Raw genomic sequence first — 20,516 nt, 5'->3', positions numbered from 1 at the left:
CCTTGCAAATCTGCGGCGGGGGAACTATTTGCGCGACACTTCACAGGCAGGGGCGGGCCGCCGCGGGAGAAATCCGCGACAGGTCCACCGGTTGGGGCATCCGCCCTGAATCCCCTGCCAAGGCGCAAACCGGAAAGGACATGGAATGGCGCTTCCCGAATTTTCGTTGCGTCAGCTTTTGGAAGCTGGCGTTCACTATGGTCACCAGACGCAACGCTGGAATCCGCGCATGGCGGAATTCATCTATGGCGACCGCAACGGCATCCACATCCTGGATCTGACGCAGACCCTGCCCATGCTGGACGCCGCGCTGCAAGTCGTGCGCGACACCGTGGCCAAGGGCGGCCGCGTGCTGTTCGTCGGCACCAAGCGGCAGGCGCAAAAACCCATCGCCGATGCGGCCGAACGGTCCGCGCAGTTCTACATGAACCACCGCTGGCTGGGCGGCACGCTGACCAACTGGAAAACCGTGTCCCAGTCGATCAGCCGCCTGAAGGCCATCGACGAAACCATGTCCGGCGGCGCCGAAGGCATGACCAAGAAGGAACGTCTCCAACTAGAGCGTGAGCAGGCCAAGCTGCAAGCGTCGCTGGGCGGCATCCGCCATATGGGCGGCCTGCCCGACCTGCTGTTCGTCATCGACGTGAACAAGGAAGATCTGGCCATCCTGGAAGCCAAGAAGCTGGGCATCCCGGTCGTCGCCGTGGTCGACACCAACTGCTCGCCCGATGGCGTGGACTATATCATCCCCGGCAACGACGACGCCGCGCGGGCCATCGCGCTGTATTGCGATCTGGCCAGCCGCGCGGCGCTGGATGGCATGTCGGCCCAGATGGGCGCCGCGGGCGTGGATGTCGGCGCCCTGTCCGACGCCCCCGAGGAAATGCTGGACGAGCATGCGGCCGAGGAACAGGCGACCGCCGACGCCTGATCGGCGCCTGCGCCGGATATTCATGGAAATGTCGTCAGGCGGGGATATGCCCCGCCTGATGCGTTCATCAAAGGAGACGGATCATGGCAATCACCGCCGCGATGGTGAAGGAACTGCGCGAAACGACCGGCGCAGGGATGATGGATGCCAAGAAGGCGCTGACGGAAACCGAAGGCAACATGGAAGCGGCCATCGACTGGCTGCGCACCAAGGGCCTGGCCAAGGCCGCCAAGAAGGCCGACCGCGTCGCCGCCGAAGGCCTGGTCGGCGTGCAGGTCACGGATGGCCGCGGCGTCGCCGTCGAGATCAACTCGGAAACCGACTTCGTCGCCAAGAACGCCGATTTTCAGCAACTTGTCCGCGACATCACCGATGTCGCCCTGACCACTGCCGACGACATCGAGGTTCTGAAGGCCACGCATCTGAACGGCAAGCCCGTGTCCGAGGTGCTGACCGACGCCATCGCCCGCATCGGCGAGAACATGACCCTGCGCCGGATGCATCTGCTGGAAGGCGACACCGTTGTATCCTATGTCCATAATGCGGCGACCGAGGGCATGGGCAAGATTGGCGTCCTGGTCGCGCTGAAAGGCGACAAGGACAAGGCGCAGGCCATCGGCAAGCAGTTTGCCATGCACATCGCCGCGACCAGCCCGCTGTCGCTGTCCGAAGCGACGCTGGATCCCGCCATGCTGGAGCGCGAGTTGCAGGTTCAGACCGCCAAGGCTCTGGAAGAAAACGCATCTTCGGCCAAGCCGAAGCCCGAGGCCGTGATCCAGAACAACATCATCCCTGGCCGGATGAAGAAATTCGTGGGTGAAAACACGCTGATGGGCCAGCCTTTCGTCATCAACCCCGACCTGACGGTCGAACAGGCCGCAAAGGAGGCCGGGGTCGAGATCACCGGCTTTGCCCGCGTGGCAGTTGGCGAAGGCATCGAGAAGAAAGAGGAGGATTTCGCAGCCGAGGTCGCCAAGACCCTCAGCGGCGCCTGATCGCCTCCTACCCGACAGGAAACGCCGGTCTCCCCCCGGAGGCCGGCGTTTTTCGTGGCCGATTGCAACTGGACCTTTGCCGCGCCGTCGTGCCATTCAGGGGCGAAACCTGTCCGACTTGCTCATGCCCCTTATCATCGCCATCGACGGACCTGCTGCATCCGGCAAGGGAACCATTGCCCGCGCGCTTGCCGCGCATTTCGGCTTTCACCATCTGGATACCGGCCTGCTTTACCGTGCCACCGGCGCCAAGGGGGGCGATCCGGTTCTTGCGGCCCAGACGCTGACCGCCAGTGACCTGACCCGGCCCGGCCTTCGCAGTGCCCAAGCCGGGCAAGCCGCCAGCCGCATCGCCGCCATTCCGGCGGTGCGCGCGGCTCTTGTCGATTTTCAGCGACGTTTTGCCGGTCAGGAACCGGGCGCCGTTCTGGACGGGCGCGACATCGGAACGGTGATCTGTCCCGATGCGGCGGTCAAACTGTATGTCACGGCGTCCGACCGAACCCGCGCCGCCCGCCGCGCCGCAGAGCTGGGCGCCGACGCCGACACTATGCTGAAGGAACTTCGCGAACGCGACCGGCGTGACAGGGAACGCGCCACCGCCCCGTTGCGGCCTGCATCCGACGCGGTCATTCTGGACACGACCGACCTGACCATATCCGACGCGATCGCCGTCGCTATCGCGCAGGTGAACCGGGTGTTGACCTGAAGCGGATCAGCCGCAGGTGACTCGGGTGATCCATCCCTTGGAATCAAGGAACATGTTCAACCGTCGGGGTTGATAATCGAACGTGACGACCTGACCCGGACTGATTTCGCGGCGCTCAAGCTGCCGGGGCAGATAAACCTCTCCGATGTTCATGCCCACGAGCTGCTGGTGCTGGGCGAGATCGCAGGTCGGTGAGGCAACGGTCAGGTCATATCCCGGCGCACACCCAGCCAGGGCCGCTGCGGTCAGGACGGAAAGGACGATGGGGGCGCAAGGTCGGCGCATCGGATCACCTGTGATGTTTCTCAAGGGAACGACGCTGCAATGCTTGGCGTTCCCTGACTGCGGTTCGGAGGAATTACGATGAAAGCGCGCCTTGCCGGATGGATCGTCACGATTCTTCCCGCCCTCGCTTCGGCGTCGAGCGACGCGGCATGGGAGGAATTCCGGCAGGCGATCGGCGAATCGTGCCGCTCGCTGGTCGATTCGCCCGACCGGACCCGGATCCGGGTCGAAGTGAATCCGTTCGGATCGGACAGCTTCGGCGCGGCGCTCGTGACCGTGGATCACGATGACACCCCGGACCGGATGGTCTGCATCTACTCCAAGGCAACCGGGACGGCCGAACTGACGGCGCCTTTTGCGGACGCCGCCATTTCCGGCCAGAACTAGCCGGCTTGCGCAAAGGTGCCGCAACCGATCCTGTTGCCCGCATGGCCCGAAGGCTGTCCGACATAATCGTCCGGCTGTTCATGGATGATGAAAGCGGAACCGTCATCGTCGGCCAGCATCTCGGCCGTCAGTCCCGACACGAACGCTTCGACCATCAGGCTGCCGCTTTCGGGCACATGGATGTTCGGCAAATCGCCCGGATGCGGACCATTGGCCGACATGAGGCCATGTTCCTTTTCGCCCGCCAGATGGCCGCCCGCCGATTCGAAATCGGGGGGCGAACATTCGCCGGTCTGATGGACATGCGCGCCGTGGATGCCGGGGGGGACGTCTTGCAGTTCCAGCGTCAGAAGCATCATGCCCGACGGCGTCGCGACGATGGTCGCCGTGCCCCGGCTTTCCCCCTCGGCGGTCTTGATTTCAGCGATCATGGGCTTTTCGCCTTCGGTCGGCGCAGCGGGCGAGGCCGTGTCCTGTGCCGCGGCGGGCAGGGCCAGCAGCAGGCCAAGGGCGGCAGCGGATCGGAATGGCATGGAAACCTCCTCTGGTTGCGGTTCGACGCTCAACGCCGTGGGGGGATCGCCGTTCCGGCCCTTGATCCGGCCCGCGTCATTGGCGATAAGTCGCCCGACAGCCCGCGAAAGAGAGTTCCATGCGCGTTCGCATCTATCAACCTGCCCGCAATGCCATGCAGTCCGGTACGGCGCGGAGCAAGACCTGGGTTCTAGAGTTTCCGCCAGCCGATGCGCGCGACATCGATCCTCTGATGGGCTGGACCAGCAGCGACGACACCCAAAGCCAGGTCCGCCTGCATTTTGAAACGCAGAAACAGGCCGAGGATTATGCCCGAGAGCATGGTCTGGACTATATCGTCCAGCCGACCCACGGCCGCGCCGCCAACGTCCGCCCGCGCGGCTATGGCGAAAATTTCGCCACCGACCGCCGCGCGCCCTGGACCCACTGACAGGGCGGGGGCGTTCAGCCGAAGTCGTGAAAGATGAACCAGGCGCCCAGGCAGATCAGCCCGAATCCGACGCCGTGCTGCCAGCCGATGCGTTCGCCCAGATAGATCCATGAAAACAGGGCAAAGACCGTCAGGCTGATGACCTCCTGAATGGTCTTCAGCTGCGCGGCACTGAAATAGCCGTGGCCAATGCGGTTCGCGGGCACTTGCAGGATGTATTCGAACAGCGCGATGAACCAGCTTATCGCGATCACCGTGACCAGGGGCGTCGTCTTGAATTTCAGATGCCCATACCACGCCAGGGTCATGAAGACGTTCGACGCGATCAGCAAACCGATGGTGACGACGGGGACGGGCAGGCCTAGTCCCATTGCGACTGCCGGTCCTTGGCCAGGTTGCCGAACCGGGTGAACTGGCCTTCGAAGGACAGTTCGACCGTGCCGATGGGACCGTGGCGCTGCTTGCCCAGGATCACCTCGGCCTTGCCGTGGCATTGTTCCATCACCTGTTGCCATTTCGCCATGGCGTCCAGATCGCTGTCGGACGGCTTTTCGCGTTCCTTGTAATATTCCTCGCGGAACACGAACATCACGATGTCGGCATCCTGTTCAATCGACCCGGATTCGCGCAGATCGGACAGTTGCGGCCGCTTGTCCTCGCGGTTTTCGACCTGGCGCGACAGCTGGGACAGGGCGATGACGGGGATGTTCAGTTCCTTGGCAACGGCCTTCAGACCTTGGGTGATCTCGCTGACCTCGTTCACGCGGCTGTCCTTGGCCGATGCCGCCTTGAGCAGTTGCAGATAGTCCACCATCAGCACGTCCAGCCCGTGCGTCCGCTTCAGCTTGCGGGCGCGAGCGGCCAACTGGTTGATCGGCAAGGCCGGGGTGTCGTCGATGTACAGGGGGCAGTTCTGCAAGGCGTGCGCGGCTTCGACGAAACGGCGGAACTCGGCCTCGTCCATGTTGCCGCTGCGGATGCGTTCGCTGGGAACCTCGGCCGCTTCCGAAAGAATCCGCGCCGCAAGCTGTTCGGCCGACATTTCCAGACTGAAAAAGCCCACCACGCCGCCTTCGACAGTGCCGGTGGTGCCGTCCGGCCGTTGGCCCATCTTGTGCGCCTTGGCGATGTTGAAGGCGATGTTGGTCGCCAGCGAGGTTTTCCCCATCGACGGGCGACCGGCCAGGATCACCAGGTCGGAATTGTTCAGCCCGCCCATCTTGCCGTCCAGGTCGATCAGCCCGGTCGAGATCCCCGACAGCTTGCCGTCGCGCTGATAGGCGGCGTTGGCGGCCTGGACCGCACCTGTCACGGCCTTCAGAAAGGACTGGAAGCCGCGTTCCGCCACGCCCTGTTCGCCCAGCTTATACAGGGTCTGTTCCGCGGCCTTGATCTGTTCCTCGGCCTCGTCGCCGACCTCGACCGTGGCGGCGCGGGCGGAAATATCCTGGCCCAGCAGGATCAGTTCGCGCCGCAGCGCGAATTCGCGAATCATCTGGGCATAGTCGCGCGCCGCATAGGCGCTGATGGCGGCCCCCGCCATCCGCGCCAGATAGGCAGGACCGCCCAGTTCCCTCAATCCGTCATCATGTTCCAGAAACGCCTTGATCGTGACGGGGCTGGCAAGGGCGTTCTTGCGGATGCGTTCCGAACAGATGTCGAAGATCCGCGCATGAACAGGGTGATAGAAATGGTCCGGCTTGATGATCTGGCTGACCCGGTCGAACACGTCGTTGTTGGTCAGCAGCGCGCCCAAAAGCTGCTGCTCGGCCTCGAGCGAGAAGGGGATCGAGGGCGTATCCTCGGTGCTGTCGGCCTGGCCGGGAACGATGGCGCGCAGGTTGGTCATGTGCTGCCCCTTTTTTCTTGTCTTTGTTCTACACCCGATGCACCGCGCGGGAAACGCCGCGCGATGCGAATTCAGGGGGCCGATCTGTGGATCGCCTGTGGATAAGTCAGGCGTTCTTTGCCTGCCATGCGCGGGGATCGGTCAGAAAGGTTTCGACCTCGGCCAGGGTCTTGTCGTCGAACGACGACCGGGCGCGCGCCTCGGCCAGGACATCCCACCAGGTGCACAGGTGATGCAGCGCGACTCCGTGATCCGCCAGGCGCTGCGTCGTTTCCGGGAAGATGCCGTAATAGAAGATGACTGCCGTATGCGCGCATGTGGCGCCCGTGTCGCGGATCGCATCCACGAAGGACAGCTTGCTGCCCCCGTCGGTGGTCAGATCCTCGACCAGAAGGACGCGCTGCCCTTCGGTCATCACGCCCTCGATCCGGGCGTTTCGGCCGTACCCCTTGGGTTTCTTGCGCACATAGGTCATCGGCAGGCCCAGCCGTTCGGCGACCATGGCGGCAAAGGGAATTCCTGCCGTTTCGCCGCCCGCAACGTTGTCGAACGCCTCGAATCCGGCATCGCGCATCACGGTTGCCGCCATGAAGTCCATCAGCGTCTGGCGCACGCGCGGAAAGCTGATGATCCGGCGGCAGTCCACATAGGTCGGCCCTTTCAACCCCGAGGCATAGGTGAACGGCGTGTCCGCGTTGAAATCGACGGCCTTGATGTCCAGCAGCATCCGGGCGGACAGGCGGGCGATCTCCTCTGGGGTGGGGAAGGTCAGGCTCATCAGTCCTCCTGGTGCCAGAACAGCGGAAAGCCGGGGTCGAAGACGGTGACGGTCTCGCCGCCCGCATCGATCCGGGCCGGATAGGCGGCAGGCCTGTCGCGCCGGACCAGGGTGATTCGGTCGTCGTTCGGCGGCAGGCGATAGAAGGCGGCGCCGTTCAGGCTGGCGAAAGCCTCCAGCCGGTCCAAGGCGCCCTCGTCCTCGAAGACCTGGGCCAGGATCGACATTGTGTTGGGCGCCGTGAAGCAGCCCGCGCAGCCGCAGGGTTGCAGTTTGGCGCTGTCCGCGTGGGGTGCGCTGTCGGTGCCCAAGAAGAACCGCGCCTCGCCGCTGGTCGCGGCCTCGCGCAGGGCCAGGCGGTGCGATTCGCGCTTGGCGACGGGCAGGCAATAGTAATGCGGCCGGATCCCTCCGGCCAGGATGGCGTTGCGGTTGATGACCAGGTGATGCGTGGTGATCGTCGCGGCCAGATCGTCGCCGCCCGACCGCGCATAGGCGACGCCGTCGCTGGTGGTGACATGCTCCATCACCACGCGCAGGCCGGGGGTGCGGCGGCGCAGCGGGTCCAGCACGCGGTCGATGAACACGGCTTCCCGGTCGAAGATGTCCACCGCCGGATCCGTCACCTCGCCGTGGACGCACAGGGTCACGCCAGCCTCGGCCATCGCCTCCAGCACGGGTTGCACCCGGTCGAAATCGGTGACGCCGCTGGCGGAATTCGTCGTCGCGCCAGCGGGATACAGTTTCACGGCCCGGATGATGCCATTCCGAAAGGCGGCCACCACATCGGCGGGTTCGGTGGCATCGGTCAGGTACAGCGTCATCTGCGGCTGCAACGCGGCACTGTCCGGCAAGGCGGCCAGAATCCGGTTGCGATAGGCGGCGGCCTGCGCGCCCGTCACAACGGGCGGCACGAGGTTCGGCATGATGATCGCGCGGCCGAAGCCTGCGGAATGGGGGGCGACGGCGGCCAGCATCGCGCCGTCGCGCAGGTGCAGATGCCAGTCGTCAGGGCGGCGGATGGTGATGCGGTCGGTCATGGCCTGCCTCTATACATGGCAGGGTGCGGTTGCCAAGCTCGCCTTGCGCAAATCGCATTGCTGCCGTTCCAAGGTCTCACTTGTGCTGACGCCCAGGTAAGCCCAAGATGGCCGGATGATCCAAAGGATGATCCCATGTTTCCGATGATGCCCAAGAACCCTGTCCGTTTGTGGGCGCAGTTTGCCAGAATGGCGATCGAGGCGCAGACGGTGATCGGTCTCCGCACCGCCGGAATGATCGGCATGATGTCCCAATCCCCCGGAGAGCCGTTCCGCATGGTTGCCGAAAAACAGGCCGCGGCGACGGAATCGCTGTTCGCCATTGCCCAGTCGGCGGGCAGGGGACACAGCGCAGAACGGATGATGGCCGCAGCCCTGCGCCCTTACGGCAAGCGGACAAGGGCCAATTCCCGCCGCCTGAGCAAAATCCGCTGAACCGAGGGCGGGGATTTCTCCCCGCCGCCCAAAATCAGATCAGCTTGCCCATCGCGACCGCCGTGTCGGACATGCGATTGGAAAAGCCCCATTCGTTGTCATACCAGGTCAGAATGCGGCACAAACGGCCCTCCATGACCTTGGTCTGGTCCATGTGAAAGACCGACGAATGCGGGTCGTGGTTGAAATCCGACGACACCAGCGGTTCTTCGGTATAGCCCAGGATGCCTTTCATCGGACCGTCGGCTGCCGCCTTGATTGCGGCGTTGATGTCTTCGACGCTGGTATCGCGCCCCGCTTCGAACACCAGATCCACGACGGACACGTTGGGGGTCGGCACCCGGATCGCCACCCCGTCCAGCTTGCCCTTGAGTTCCGGCAGCACCAGGCCCACGGCCTTGGCCGCGCCGGTCGAGGTCGGGATCATCGACAGGGCGGCGGCGCGGGCGCGGTACAGATCCTTGTGCATCGTGTCCAGCGTCGGCTGATCGCCGGTATAGCTGTGGATCGTGGTCATGAAGCCGCGGTTGATGCCGATGGCGTCGTTCAGCACCTTGGCCACCGGCGACAGGCAGTTGGTGGTGCAGCTGGCGTTCGACACGACCAGATCGTCGGCGGTCAGCGTGTCGTCGTTCACCCCGAAGACAATGGTCTTGTCGGCATTGTCGCCGGGGGCCGAGATCAGGATGCGCTTGGCGCCCGTGGACAAATGCGGCTGAACCTTGTCCTTGGACGTGAAGATGCCGGTGCATTCCATGATGACGTCGACATCACCCCAGGGCAGGTCAGCGGGATTGCGGATCGCCGTGACCTTGATCGGACCGCGGCCCACGTCGATGGAATCGCCGCTGGTGGTCACGGTTGCCGGAAAGCGGCCATGCACGCTGTCATAGCGCAGCAGATGCGCATTGGTTTCGACCGGACCCAGATCGTTGATCGCGACGACCTCGATATCGGTGCGCCCGGATTCGATGATGGCGCGCAGCACGTTGCGCCCGATGCGCCCGAAGCCGTTGATCGCAACTTTGACAGCCATGGTTCTCTCTCCCGACCAAGTGACGTTGCGCTTCTCGTATCGTGCTGTTCGGGCTGATGCAAATGCCGCGCAGCCGGTTGGCGGGCTGTTAGCGCCAGAAGCTGAGATATTCGACCAGCCCGTCCACCATCCGCGCCGCCAGCAGCGGAATCTGCCACTGCAACCAGATCTGGTCCGCGGCGAACAGGCCCAGGATCACGACCAGAAGCGCGATGGTAAGGGTGTTGGTCATGCCGTCTTATCCGTCGAGGGGGACGGTGGCGCAAGTCCGCTAGTCGTCCTCTTGCGGCAGGATCAGGGTGATTTCGCCCGCTTCCTGCAAACGGCGGATGGCGGACACCACCTCGGTCATGGCATCCTCGAGGTCGGACGCGCGCAGCCTGCCAAGATCGTTGCGTTCTTCGCGCAGGCCATCGGACATGCGCTGCGACAGGTTGGCCAGGATGAATTCGGCGGCTGCAACCTCGTTCTCTCCGGTTGCGGCCAGGGCGCGGACCAGGACGGGCTGATCGACCTCTCGGACGATGCGGGGGACGTCGCGGGGCATGACGCGGGCGGGAATATGGGCAAAGATGAAGATCGCCTTGCGCACATTTCCGGCAAAATCGGCGTCGTGGCGGTCAAGGCTGTCCAGAACGTCGTCGCGCAGGTCAGCCGTCGCAAAATTCAGGATGGCGCCCATCCGGTCCGTCGCGGGGGTGGAAATCGCGGGCCGGGGCAGCGCCTCGGCCGCTTGCAACAGGATCAGACCGACGCGATGCAGCGATTCGGGCGTGACGCCCGCGGTCATCGACATGGCCTGCGCCACCGCCCGCGCGCGTTCACGGGGCAGGCCCACGAACAGTTCGGACGCGCGTTCCACGGGCAGCTTGGACAGCATCAGGGCGACCATCTCGACCGCCTCGGAGTTGGCAAGGGTGGCGATGGCGGGGGCGGGCAGGGAGGCGATGCGCGGCCATGGATCGCCGCGTCCCGACACGGCGGCGCGGCGGCGCAGGCGGTCGGTGCTGTCTTCGGACAACTGCGTTCCCAGCATGGCCAGCGTGCCGTCCAGATCCCCCGGAAAGGTCACGCCGACCGATTCCAGCCGGTCGCAGAATTCGGTGATGATCGCGTCGCGGGTCTGGCGGTCGATCAGTTCCATCCCCGCCATTTCCTCGGCCAGCAGGGTCTGGCTTTCGTTGTCCAGGCGCGACAGGCTGGATGCGGTGTCGCCGTCCAGAAGCAGCCGAACGATCACCGCCGCCTTCTGCCGCTGATTCAGTCCCGTATGTATCGTCATCGTTCCACCAGATCGACCGTTCCTGCGGCCAATCTGGCAGAATTTTCCTAATTCCCGGTTTACGCCCGCCTCAGGTCCGGGTCTGTTCAAACACCCGGCGAAAGATCGTGTCCACATGCTTTGTATGATAGGCCAGGTCGAACTTTTCCTCGATCTCGGCGGGCGACAGGGCTGCCGTCACCTCGGCGTCGGCCAGCAACTCCGATTTGAAATCGGCACCCTGTTCCCAGACCTTCATGGCGTTCCTCTGCACCAGCCGATAGGCATCCTCGCGCGAGACGCCAGCCTGCGTCAGCGCCAGCAAAACCCGCTGCGACATGACCAAACCCTTGAACCTGTTCATATTGGCCAGCATCGTCTTGGGATAGATCACCAGCTTGTCGATCACCCCGGCCAGCCGGTTCAGCGCGAAATCCAGCGTGATCGTGGCATCCGGCGCGATGCCGCGTTCGACCGAGGAATGGCTGATGTCGCGTTCGTGCCACAGGGCCACGTTTTCCATGGCCGGGATGACGGCCATGCGGACCAGCCGCGCCAGTCCAGTCAGGTTTTCGGTCAGCACGGGATTGCGCTTGTGCGGCATCGCCGAACTGCCCTTCTGTCCGGGGCTGAAGAACTCCTCGGCTTCCAGAACCTCGGTCCGCTGCATGTGGCGGATCTCGATGGCGATATTCTCGACGCTGGAGGCGATGACACCCAGGGTGGCAAAGAACATCGCGTGACGGTCGCGCGGGATCACCTGCGTGCTGATCGGTTCCGGGCGCAGGCCGAGTTTCGCGCAGACATGTTCCTCGACCGCCGGATCGATGTTGGCGAAGGTGCCGACCGCGCCCGAAATCGCGCCGGTCGCGACCTCCCAGCGGGCTTTTTCCAAGCGGTTCCGATTGCGGTCCATTTCGGCATAAAACCGCGCGAAGGTCAGGCCCATGGTGGTGGGCTCGGCATGGATGCCGTGGCTGCGGCCGATCCGCACAGTATCCTTGTGTTCATAGGCGCGGCGCTTCAACGCCTCCAGCACACGATCCAGATCCGCCAGAAGAATGTCGGCCGCGCGGACCAGTTGCACGTTCAGCGTGGTGTCCAGAACGTCGCTGCTGGTCATGCCCTGATGGACGAACCGTGCCTCGTCCGCGCCGATATGTTCGGCCAGATGGGTCAGAAAGGCGATCACGTCGTGCTTGGTCACGGCCTCAATCTCGTCGATCCGGGCCACATCGAAGTCCACGTCCCTGGCATTCCAGACGGCCTGCGCATTTTCGCGCGGGATGACGCCCAGGTCGGCCTGGGCGTCGCAGGCGTGGGCCTCGATCTCGTACCAGATGCGGAATCTGGTTTCCGGCGACCAGATGGCGGTCATTTCAGGGCGGGCATAGCGCGGTATCATGGCGGCCTCCGTTAAGGGTGGGGCGGGCATAGCGGGGCGGTGACATGGCGGCAAGATTTCGATTGGGCGCTCAACCGGCATGGGAACATTCCTGCCGCGCAAGCTGTTGAGGATTCGACCAATCCGACAACGCCGGAGAAAAGCGATGTATCCGACCAACGACAACGACCGCCGCGGCAGCGAGGCCGACCGCACCAGCCAGACCCGTTTTGGCCCGCGCCCGGTGCCGGGGGGGCACCATGTTCCCAAGGCGTCCCAGCAATCCCGCCGCGTGATTGCATCGGGCCGCATGTCCCCCGATGGGCGGTCGGCCTATCCCACCCCGGCGATGGGAACCAAGATTGCGGTCTGGGGCGGCATCGCGTTGGGCGTGGCGGGCGGCACGGCCGCGGCCGTCTTTGCCGTGCGCAAGATCGCCGAGGCGATTTCCGACGATCCCCGCCCCTCGCATGGCCAACGCCCGATGTCGGCGCCCCGGTTCGTGCAGATGGACGAGGATGAACGCGAGATGATGCGCCGCAGGGTCCGCGCGCAGGATCGCGAAGACCGCAAGGAATTCGCCCGCCTTCGGGCCGAGGCGTCGCAGAACAGGCCGGTCCCCAAGTTCCAGAAGACATCCAAAGGCAATTTTGTGGACGATCTGATCCAGACCTCGACCAAACTGTCGGCAAGCCTGGACGGTGTTGCCAAGTCCCTTGGAACGGCGATCGAATCCTTTCGCAGCGTTGCCCGCCAGGCCACCGAGATCATGGCAGAATTCGCCGCCACGGCCGATCAGCTGAAGGCGGCATTGCGGGGTGAACAGCCTGTTGCCGCGCGCAGGTCCGAACCGGATACCGACGATTTCGACCGGACCCACCGGCTTTGATCGCGGTTGGGAAACTGGGCCGATGACAGCAAAGACAACCGGCGTTCTGAATGCCCTGTTCGGTGATCTCGACGACACGACGCGTCGGCGATTTGGATTGTCCACGGCCGGTGAGCCTGCCCCGGTGGCGCGCGATCCAGTCCCAAATGTCGGGCTTCGGGATCTGGACAAGGGCGATTATGTGGTAATTGCCAAGGCCGTCTTTGGCCAGATAGCGACCGACCGCGTGACGGCGGTTGCGGGGGGCATCACGTTCTTTGGGCTGCTTTCGCTGTTTCCGGCCCTTACGGCTCTGGTTTCGATCTATGGCCTTGTGGCCGATCCTGCGACGATCGCCGGTCATCTGGACTTGCTGGACAGTTTCCTGCCGCAAGGGGCGCTGGACATCATCCGCGACCAGGTTCAGGCCATTATGTCGTCCCCCGGAACGGCGCTGTCGCTGGCCGGTATCGGCGGGTTGCTTGTGGCGTTCTATTCTGCGAATGGCGGAATGAAGGCCCTGCTGTCGGCATTGAACGTGGCCTTTTTCCAGACCGAGACAAGGGGTTTCGTCCGGCTGAACATCGTGTCGATGGCGTTCACCCTGGGCGGGCTGATCCTGATCGTGCTGATGCTGGGGGTCATCGCCGTCATCCCGATCCTGCTGGAAATGCTGCCCCTGGCGGATACGACCAGCACCTGGGTTGCCGTGATCCGGTGGCCGATCATGTTCGCGGTGCTGATCCTGGCCTTGGCCGCCCTTTACCGATGGGGACCGGACGCGCCTGATTCCCGTTGGCGCTGGATTTCCCCCGGCGCGGTTTTGGCCGCAGTTGGCCTGGTGATTACGTCGATCCTGTTCAGCTGGTATGCCGCGAACTTTGCCGATTACAATGAAACCTACGGATCGATTGGCGCGGTCATCGCCCTGATGATGTGGCTCTGGTTCGCGTCGACCGTGGTGCTGGTCGGGGCAGAGGTGAATTCCGAAATCGAACGGCACCTGAAAAGGCTGGCCGGGGTTCCAGCTCCCGATGATGCTAGCAAAGAACAGGTCTGATTACCGTTCGGTCAGTTTCAATTCGATGCGCCGGTTGGCTGCCAAGGCCTCGGGTGACGTGCCGTCCGCCACCGGTCGCGTATCGGCAAAGCCAGTCGCGGCAAGACGGTTCGCCGGAAAGCCCAAGTCGTCGATCATGTATCGCACGACGGCCAGGGCGCGGGCCTGGCTGAGTTCCCAGTTGTCGCGATAACGCCCGGTCCCGGACAGGAGCGTCGAATCGGTATGGCCGTCCACACGGATGATCCAGTCGATTTCCGGCGGAATGTCGTCCGCAACGTCCGACAGCATCCGGGCAACCCGAGCGACCTGATCCTGTCCTTCGGGGGAAAGCGTTGTGGCGCCGGGCGCGAAAAGAACCTCGGATTGAAAGACAAAGCGGTCGCCCACGACCTGTACGCCTTCTCGGCCCGACAGGATCTCGGACAGTCGCCCGAAGAATTCCGACCGATAGCGCGCCAGGTCGCGGGCCTCGTCCTCGGCGCTTTGACGGGCCTGTTCCTCCAGGGTCAGGCGGCGGCTGGTTTCCTCGGCCACACGCAACAAGGCCGCGTTCAATTGCTGGCCCAGGTTCTCGACGCGCAGCTCGGCCTGCTGCTGATCCTCGCCAGCCGCGTCCAGCAGGGCCTGCAACGATCCCAGTTGCGCCGTCAGCGAGGCGACCTGTTCGTTCAACAGCGCCACCCGCTGCTGCCCGTCGTTCGACAGCCTTTCCTGCTCGGCCAAGGCCTTTTCGGCGGTGGCCAACAATGCGGCCTGACGCTCGATGTCGGACAGGGTGCGGCTGGCCTGCGCAGAGGCCTGGTCCCGCGCGGCCTCGGCCGCTGCCAGAAGGGTCAGCGTTTCCTCGGCGCGCTTGCGGCTTTCCTCCAGCGACAGGGTCATCGCCGTCAGTTCGGCATCGGCGCTTTCCAGGCGGGCACGCAGGGTGCGCGCGGCCTCGGCTTCGGTCAGGCGGGCGACCTCGGCTTCGGACAGTTCCGCCTGGACCTGTTCGACCTGGGCCTGCGTTGCCTGATTCTTCTGGCGAAGATCGGCGACCATCGCCTCCAGGGCCTCGCGGCGCGCGGCGGCAAGGCGGGCCTGTTCGGCCTGGGCGTCGATTTCGCTGCGCGCCGCCGCCACCGCCAGTTCGGCGGCGCTGGCGCGGTCCTGCTGCTGCGCAAGGTCGGCCTGCGCCTGCTTTTGTTGCGTCTGCGCCGCTTGCTGGTCTGCCGCCCGCGCGGCGATCAGCGCCGCCACCTCGGCTTCGAAATCGGTCAGGCGGCTGCGGGCCTGGGCCAGTTCGCCTTGGCTGGACTCCAACTGCGTGGACAGGCGCGTGATGCGGGCGGCGCGATCCCGTGCCTCGGCTTCGGCTTCGGCAAGCTGGCCTTGCAGACCGCTTTCCCGATCCTCGGACGCGGTCAGAGCCTGGCTAAGCGCGGCAACCTGCTGGCCAAGCCGTTCCAGCCGCTGTTCCTGACGTGAAATGACCTGCCCCTGGCCGGCAATGGTCGCCCCCTGGCCTGCAATCGTCTGTTCCTGATCGGCGATGGTGTCGTCCTTGTCGGTGATCTGTTCGCGCAGGACCGACTGCATGACGGTGAAGATGGTCAACACGAAGACCAGCACCATCAGCAAGGTCGCCAAGGCGTCCACGAAGCCCGGCCAGATATTGGCCGAAAAGCGGTGCCCGGATGTGGCGCGGCGCAGGGCCATGGGTCAGCCCCGGTCCCGCGAAACCAGCGGGTCGCGCAGAAGATCGTCGCGGAACGGATCGTTGAACCGCGCGGCACGCACGGCGCGGGTCAGGACCAGGATATCGGACCGCAATTCAGCGACCATCTCGTCGCGGCCTTCGGTCAGATCTCCGGACAAGCGGATCAGCGCCGCCTCGATGCCGCCCAGATCGGGAACCGGAGGAGCGGGACGTTCCGCCTGCACACGCGTCAGGTCGATCAGCCGGTCCTGACCTTCGGCCAGCCGGGACAGGGCCTGGGTCAGCGTCTGGACACGTTCCAGCGAAGCGTCGCGTTCGGCATCGCCACGCTGGACCAAGGCCTCGACCGCCTGTGCCATCACGACGACCCGCTCGTCGGCCATGGCGGCGGCCTCGTCGCGCTGCATGTCGCGTTCGGCATGGATCCGTTGCAGTCGGTCCATCTGTCCCGCCATGTGTTCCAGAAACCCCGCCAAGGCCGCCTGATCGACGCCATCGCCTTCGGACCCGGCAAGGCTGACGCGGGTGAACCCCGACATCCATTCCTCAAGCTCGCGGTAAAAGCGGTTCTGGCCATGCGTCGCGAACAGTTCCAGCAGGCCGACGACCAGCGACCCCGCCAGACCCAGCAGCGACGACGAAAAGGCCGTCGCCATGCCGCCCAACTGCGCCTCCAGTCCGGACATCAGCTTGTCAAAGACCTGGATGCCGGTTTCGCCCTGTTGCGGAGCAAGGTTTTGAATGGTCTGGACCACGGCCGGAATGGTCGTGGCAAGGCCATAGAACGTGCCCAGAAGCCCCAGGAAGATCAACAGATTGGAAATATAGCGCGTGATGTCGCGCAATTCGTCGATGCGCGTTGCGACCGAATCCAGAATCGAGGCCGCCGCACCGGTCGAAATGACCCCGCCCACCGGTCCCCGCGTGCCCAGCAGCGCCGCCAGCGGCGCCAGCAGGCGTGGGGGATGATCCCCCGTGTCGCGGCCTTCAGCCGCGATGCCTTTTTCAACGGCGTTGCTGCGCCGTTTTGCGAACCGTTCGATCCAGCTGACCGACCGGATCAACTGCGCCACCTGCCAGAAGCAGGCCAGGACGCCAAGCGCAAAGACCCCCAGGATCAGTCCGTTCAGCCACATGTTCGCGCGAAAGATCGGCAGGATCCGACCATAGGCGATCCAGCCACCCGCCATGACCAGGGCAAGGACCGCAACCATCATCACGATCTGCCGGATCGGCTGGGAGAAACGCGGACTGGACGGGCCGGGGCCTGCGGCGCGGGTCGCGGTGATCCGCCGGTTCGCCATGCCGGGGCGGCGCGGAAGGGCAGAGGGGTCGGGCTGCTGGCTGGTCGGTTCGCTCAACGGATCGCATTCCCATGGCCATGACTGTCTGGTCGGCAACTGTAGGGCGCGCCCCGCCACTTGCCAAGCGATGCAAAAGTCAGGCGGGCCGGTTTTTGTCGCTTTCCAGCAGCTTGCGCACCTGGTCCGACAGGTGATCCAGAAGGTCGTCGGCAAGCCCTATCCGGGTCAGATGGGCGGCGGTGTTGAACAGGTATTCCGCATTCGGTCCCCACCCGCCATGCGCCTGCGCGATGATCCGCGCCTGTTCGGCCAGATCCAGCCCGCCCGCGTACTGCACATGATCGCGGCGCATCACGTAAGCCAGGGCCTCGACCCTGCGGCCATCCTCGAGCCGCATGGGCAGGATGGCTTCGCGATAGGCGTCCGTCACCAGTTCGCGGGCGCGCAGATAGGCCAGCACTTCGTCATGATCCCGGTCGGCGATGCGCAGGGCCAGACCGCCGCATTCCGCGCCATCGCTTTCGTCAAGGCCCAGCACCAGACCGGGCCGGGCAGCGGTGCCGCGATGCTGGACAGACCGCAGGCAGAAGGTGCGGCCATAACCCGTCACCCAGGCCCGCGACGATTCCGCCGGCACGAAACCCGGATCCCAGATCAGCGATCCGTACCCGAACACCCAATCGATCCTGCGCATCTGTCTGATCCCGCCCATCCCGCGAAACCTAGGTCACCAGGCGGCCCGATGAAAGAGGCCGTCAGGGCGCCGACGTCGCGACCCGGCCGAAATCGGGGGCGGCGGTGTCCTGTCCGGCCTCGATGATGCCACGCCGGATGGCGCGGGTGCGGGTGAAATAGTCGTGCAACTGCTGGCCGTCGCCCATGCGGATGGCGCGTTGCAGGACGAACAGTTCCTCGGTGAACCGTCCCAGGATGTCCAGCGTCGCATCCTTGTTGTGCAGGAACACGTCGCGCCACATGGTCGGATCGCTGGCCGCGATCCGGGTGAAGTCGCGGAACCCTGCGGCGGAATACTGGATCACCTCCTCGTCCGTGACGCGGCGAAGGTGATCGGCGACGCCGACCATCGTATAGGCGATCAGATGCGGGGCATGGCTGGTCACGGCCAGCACCAGATCGTGATGCCCGGCCTCCATCGTATCAGACTTGGCGCCCATTGCGCGGACCAGATCGGACAGGCGCGCGACGGCATCGGGGTCGCTGTCGGGCAGGGGGGTCAGCAGCCACCAGCGGTTGCGGAACAGGCCGGCAAAGCCCGACCGGGGGCCGGAATGTTCGGTCCCGGCCAGCGGATGACCGGGAATGAAATGGACGCCATCGGGGATATGGGGGGCAACGGCGTCGATGACGGATTGTTTGACCGAGCCTACGTCGGTAACGGTCGCGCCGGGCTTCAGATGCGGCGCGATCTCGGCCGCCACGGCACCCATGGCGCCCACCGGCACGGCCAGAACGATCAGATCGGCGCCCGCGACCGCCTCGGCCGCGGTGTCCGCGATGCGGTCGCAGAGATGGATCTCGCGGGCAATGTCACGGGTTTCGGCGCTGCGGGCGTGACCCACGACCTCGGTTGCCAGCCCGGCGTCGCGGATCGCATGGGCCATCGACCCGGCAATCAGGCCCAGACCGATCAGCGCCACGCGGTCATAGAGGACGGTCATCAGCCCCTCCGGTCCGCCATGAAAAGGCCCAGGCAGTCGATCACGCGCGTCACGCCATCTTCGTCGCCCACGGTGATGCGCAGGGCGGCGGGCAGGCCATAGCCGGCCACGCGGCGGACCAGGATCCCATCCGCGCGCAAGGCGGCGTCTGCCGCCTCGGCCTCGGCGGGATCGATGAACCGGGCCAGAACGAAATTGGCGTGACTTTCGTCGCAGCCGATGCCCATCTGGATCAGCGACTGGCGCAGGCGGTCGCGCATGCGGGCGTTCAGGTCGGCACAATGGTCGCGAAAGGTCGTGTCACGGATCGCGGCCTCGGCGGCGGCCATCTGGGCGTTCGACAGGTTGAAGGGCTGGCGGATGCGGTTCAGCACGTCGATGATCTCGCCTGCGGCATAGCCCCAGCCGATGCGCAGGCCGCCGAGGCCGTGGATCTTGGAAAAGGTCCGGGTCATGATGACATTCGGATGCCGGTCAACCAGCGACACACCGCCATCGGCCCCTGCCGCGAATTCCGTATAGGCGCCGTCATGGACCAGCAGGACATGCGGGGGCAACCCGTCCACCAGCCGCTGCACCTCGTCGGGCGTCAGCATGGTGCCGGTCGGGTTGGCCGGGTTGGCGATGAAGACGATGCGGGTCCGGTCCGTCACCGCGCACAGGATCGCGTCCACGTCGATGCGGCGGTCCATTTCGGGAACCGTCACCGGGACGGCGCCGACCATGCGGGCCAGGATCGGATACATGGAAAAGCCGTGCTCGGTCGTGATGACCTCATCCCCCGCACCGGCAAAGGCATGGGTCACGAATTGCAGCACCTCGTCCGACCCGACGCCGCAGATGATCCGGTCAGGGTCAAGGCCGTGAACGTCTCCGATCGCGCGACGCAGGGCGATGTGGTCGGTCGAGGGGTAGCGGTGCAGATCGGCCGCCGCGGCGGCATAGGCGGCGCGGGCCGCGTCGCTGCACCCAAGGGGATTTTCGTTGGACGACAGCTTCAGCACGTCGTCGTGGCCCGGCAGCCTGCTTTCGCCGCTGACATACAGCGCGATGTCCATGATGCCGGGCTGGGGGATGATCTGCGTCATGTTCCTGATCCTTGTCACGCCCCGTCTAGTGCATCGCAACCCGGCAAGGAAGGCCCGCAACGCGGCGCGGCGGCAAGAAAAAAGCCGCATCCGGGGGATGCGGCTTTCAGAACAGCAGGAAGCGTGGCGTCAGTTCTTGGCGTAGTATTCGACGACCAGGTTCGGCTCCATCACCACGGCATAGGGAACGTCGCCCAGGGCCGGCTGACGCACGAAGGTCGCGGTCATTTTGTTGTGGTCCACTTCCAGGTAATCCGGCACGTCGCGTTCGGTCAGGCCCACGGCCTCCAGCACGATGGCCAACTGGCGCGAACGGTCGCGGATGGCGATGACGTCGCCTTCCTTGACGCGATAGGACGCGATGTTGACGCGCTGACCATTCACGGTGACGTGGCCATGGTTCACGAACTGACGGGCGGCAAAGATGGTCGCCACGAATTTCGCGCGATAGACCACGGCGTCCAGCCGACGTTCCAGCAGGCCGATCAGGTTCTCGCCGGTGTCGCCCTTGACGCGCTCGGCCTCGGCATAGATGCGGCGGAACTGCTTTTCGGTCAGGTCGCCGTAATAACCCTTGAGCTTTTGCTTGGCGCGCAGCTGGGTGCCGAAATCGGACAGCTTGTTCTTGCGGCGCTGGCCGTGCTGGCCGGGGCCGTATTCGCGGCGGTTGACCGGCGATTTGGCGCGGCCCCAGATGTTTTCGCCCATGCGGCGGTCGATCTTGTACTTGGCAGACGTGCGTTTCGTCACGGCTGATCTCC

The 20,516-nt window shown here is 64.8% G+C and carries 24 protein-coding genes; 8 read left to right on the top strand and 16 right to left on the bottom strand.

Annotated elements, in window-relative coordinates:
• Positions 1 to 145 precede the first annotated feature (145 nt).
• From rpsB to CHB77_RS12550, 3 genes are all read left to right on the top strand, one after another.
• Positions 146 to 931: a 30S ribosomal protein S2 gene (gene rpsB, locus CHB77_RS12560; RefSeq protein ID WP_089388572.1), complete on the top strand. Its 786-nt coding sequence runs from the start codon at positions 146 to 148 to the stop codon at positions 929 to 931.
• A gap of 83 nt (positions 932 to 1,014) precedes the next feature.
• The gene (gene tsf, locus CHB77_RS12555; protein ID WP_089388571.1) at positions 1,015 to 1,926 is read left to right on the top strand and encodes a translation elongation factor Ts; all 912 of its coding nucleotides are present in this window, start codon (positions 1,015 to 1,017) and stop codon (positions 1,924 to 1,926) included.
• Positions 1,927 to 2,050: 124 nt separating this feature from the next.
• Positions 2,051 to 2,635 (top strand): (d)CMP kinase, encoded by a 585-nt coding sequence (locus CHB77_RS12550; RefSeq protein ID WP_089388570.1) that lies wholly within the window; start codon positions 2,051 to 2,053, stop codon positions 2,633 to 2,635.
• A gap of 6 nt (positions 2,636 to 2,641) precedes the next feature.
• Here the strand turns inward: CHB77_RS12550 and CHB77_RS12545 are convergent, their stop codons facing one another.
• Complete coding sequence (locus CHB77_RS12545; RefSeq protein ID WP_089388569.1) at positions 2,642 to 2,920, bottom strand: I78 family peptidase inhibitor; 279 nt, start codon at positions 2,918 to 2,920, stop codon at positions 2,642 to 2,644.
• Between the two features lie 78 nt (positions 2,921 to 2,998).
• Here CHB77_RS12545 and CHB77_RS12540 point away from each other — a divergent pair, with 78 nt between their 5' ends.
• Positions 2,999 to 3,307: a hypothetical protein gene (locus CHB77_RS12540; RefSeq protein WP_089388568.1), complete on the top strand. Its 309-nt coding sequence runs from the start codon at positions 2,999 to 3,001 to the stop codon at positions 3,305 to 3,307.
• Here the strand turns inward: CHB77_RS12540 and CHB77_RS12535 are convergent.
• Positions 3,304 to 3,840: a superoxide dismutase family protein gene (locus CHB77_RS12535; protein WP_089388567.1), complete on the bottom strand. Its 537-nt coding sequence runs from the start codon at positions 3,838 to 3,840 to the stop codon at positions 3,304 to 3,306. The genes CHB77_RS12540 and CHB77_RS12535 overlap by 4 nt on opposite strands.
• Positions 3,841 to 3,959: 119 nt before the next feature.
• Here CHB77_RS12535 and CHB77_RS12530 point away from each other — a divergent pair, with 119 nt between their 5' ends.
• Positions 3,960 to 4,271 (top strand): ETC complex I subunit, encoded by a 312-nt coding sequence (locus CHB77_RS12530; protein ID WP_089388566.1) that lies wholly within the window; start codon positions 3,960 to 3,962, stop codon positions 4,269 to 4,271.
• 14 nt (positions 4,272 to 4,285) lie between these two features.
• Here CHB77_RS12530 and CHB77_RS12525 read toward each other — a convergent pair whose 3' ends face one another.
• The 4 genes from CHB77_RS12525 to pyrC all read right to left on the bottom strand — a co-directional run bounded on the left by CHB77_RS12525 (position 4,286) and on the right by pyrC (position 7,938).
• Entirely contained in the window at positions 4,286 to 4,642 is a 357-nt protein-coding gene (locus CHB77_RS12525) for a DMT family protein (protein ID WP_089388565.1), read from the bottom strand.
• Complete coding sequence (locus CHB77_RS12520) at positions 4,633 to 6,120, bottom strand: replicative DNA helicase (RefSeq protein WP_089388564.1); 1,488 nt, start codon at positions 6,118 to 6,120, stop codon at positions 4,633 to 4,635. The genes CHB77_RS12525 and CHB77_RS12520 overlap by 10 nt, the downstream gene beginning before the upstream one ends.
• A 106-nt stretch (positions 6,121 to 6,226) precedes the next feature.
• A complete protein-coding gene (locus CHB77_RS12515) occupies positions 6,227 to 6,898 on the bottom strand; it encodes an orotate phosphoribosyltransferase (protein WP_089388563.1) in 672 nt (223 codons plus the stop codon).
• Complete coding sequence (pyrC, locus tag CHB77_RS12510; RefSeq protein WP_089388562.1) at positions 6,898 to 7,938, bottom strand: dihydroorotase; 1,041 nt, start codon at positions 7,936 to 7,938, stop codon at positions 6,898 to 6,900. Before pyrC ends, CHB77_RS12515 begins: the two co-directional genes overlap by 1 nt.
• A gap of 135 nt (positions 7,939 to 8,073) precedes the next feature.
• Here pyrC and CHB77_RS12505 point away from each other — a divergent pair, with 135 nt between their 5' ends.
• On the top strand, positions 8,074 to 8,373 hold the full coding sequence (locus CHB77_RS12505) for an antibiotic ABC transporter (protein WP_089388561.1): 300 nt from the start codon (positions 8,074 to 8,076) through the stop codon (positions 8,371 to 8,373).
• Positions 8,374 to 8,407: 34 nt separating this feature from the next.
• On the opposite strand, the gene gap is transcribed toward CHB77_RS12505, so the two are convergent.
• The 4 genes from gap to purB form a co-directional block, all read right to left on the bottom strand.
• The gene (gap, locus tag CHB77_RS12500; protein WP_089388560.1) at positions 8,408 to 9,409 is read right to left on the bottom strand and encodes a type I glyceraldehyde-3-phosphate dehydrogenase; all 1,002 of its coding nucleotides are present in this window, start codon (positions 9,407 to 9,409) and stop codon (positions 8,408 to 8,410) included.
• Positions 9,410 to 9,497: 88 nt separating this feature from the next.
• The gene (locus CHB77_RS18355) at positions 9,498 to 9,641 is read right to left on the bottom strand and encodes a hypothetical protein (RefSeq protein ID WP_165456264.1); all 144 of its coding nucleotides are present in this window, start codon (positions 9,639 to 9,641) and stop codon (positions 9,498 to 9,500) included.
• Between the two features lie 39 nt (positions 9,642 to 9,680).
• Entirely contained in the window at positions 9,681 to 10,691 is a 1,011-nt protein-coding gene (locus CHB77_RS12495; protein ID WP_089388559.1) for a flagellar motor switch protein FliG, read from the bottom strand.
• A gap of 70 nt (positions 10,692 to 10,761) precedes the next feature.
• Positions 10,762 to 12,075 (bottom strand): adenylosuccinate lyase, encoded by a 1,314-nt coding sequence (purB, locus tag CHB77_RS12490; RefSeq protein WP_089388558.1) that lies wholly within the window; start codon positions 12,073 to 12,075, stop codon positions 10,762 to 10,764.
• 145 nt (positions 12,076 to 12,220) lie between these two features.
• Here purB and CHB77_RS12485 point away from each other — a divergent pair, with 145 nt between their 5' ends.
• Positions 12,221 to 12,943 (top strand): hypothetical protein, encoded by a 723-nt coding sequence (locus CHB77_RS12485; protein WP_089388557.1) that lies wholly within the window; start codon positions 12,221 to 12,223, stop codon positions 12,941 to 12,943.
• A 22-nt stretch (positions 12,944 to 12,965) separates the two neighbouring features.
• On the top strand, positions 12,966 to 13,982 hold the full coding sequence (locus CHB77_RS12480; RefSeq protein WP_089388556.1) for a YihY/virulence factor BrkB family protein: 1,017 nt from the start codon (positions 12,966 to 12,968) through the stop codon (positions 13,980 to 13,982).
• On the opposite strand, the gene CHB77_RS12475 is transcribed toward CHB77_RS12480, so the two are convergent.
• The 6 genes from CHB77_RS12475 to rpsD form a co-directional block, all read right to left on the bottom strand.
• Positions 13,983 to 15,683: a peptidoglycan -binding protein gene (locus CHB77_RS12475; RefSeq protein ID WP_089388555.1), complete on the bottom strand. Its 1,701-nt coding sequence runs from the start codon at positions 15,681 to 15,683 to the stop codon at positions 13,983 to 13,985.
• A 3-nt stretch (positions 15,684 to 15,686) separates the two neighbouring features.
• Positions 15,687 to 16,988, bottom strand: coding sequence for a biopolymer transporter ExbB (locus tag CHB77_RS12470; RefSeq protein WP_242626630.1), 1,302 nt, complete (start codon positions 16,986 to 16,988; stop codon positions 15,687 to 15,689).
• Positions 16,989 to 17,124: 136 nt separating this feature from the next.
• Complete coding sequence (locus CHB77_RS12465; RefSeq protein ID WP_089388554.1) at positions 17,125 to 17,682, bottom strand: gamma-glutamylcyclotransferase; 558 nt, start codon at positions 17,680 to 17,682, stop codon at positions 17,125 to 17,127.
• A gap of 61 nt (positions 17,683 to 17,743) precedes the next feature.
• Positions 17,744 to 18,667, bottom strand: coding sequence for a prephenate/arogenate dehydrogenase family protein (locus CHB77_RS12460; RefSeq protein WP_089388553.1), 924 nt, complete (start codon positions 18,665 to 18,667; stop codon positions 17,744 to 17,746).
• Positions 18,667 to 19,755 (bottom strand): histidinol-phosphate transaminase, encoded by a 1,089-nt coding sequence (gene hisC, locus CHB77_RS12455; RefSeq protein ID WP_089388552.1) that lies wholly within the window; start codon positions 19,753 to 19,755, stop codon positions 18,667 to 18,669. The genes CHB77_RS12460 and hisC overlap by 1 nt, the downstream gene beginning before the upstream one ends.
• 129 nt (positions 19,756 to 19,884) lie before the next feature.
• Positions 19,885 to 20,505: a 30S ribosomal protein S4 gene (gene rpsD / locus CHB77_RS12450; protein WP_089388551.1), complete on the bottom strand. Its 621-nt coding sequence runs from the start codon at positions 20,503 to 20,505 to the stop codon at positions 19,885 to 19,887.
• Positions 20,506 to 20,516 lie beyond the last annotated feature (11 nt).

The organism is Paracoccus sediminis (genome assembly GCF_900188295.1).
GTDB classification, from domain to species: Bacteria; Pseudomonadota; Alphaproteobacteria; order Rhodobacterales; family Rhodobacteraceae; genus Paracoccus; species Paracoccus sediminis.
The sequence above is the reverse complement of the archived record's forward strand: the minus strand, read 5'-3'. Positions and strand labels throughout refer to the sequence as shown.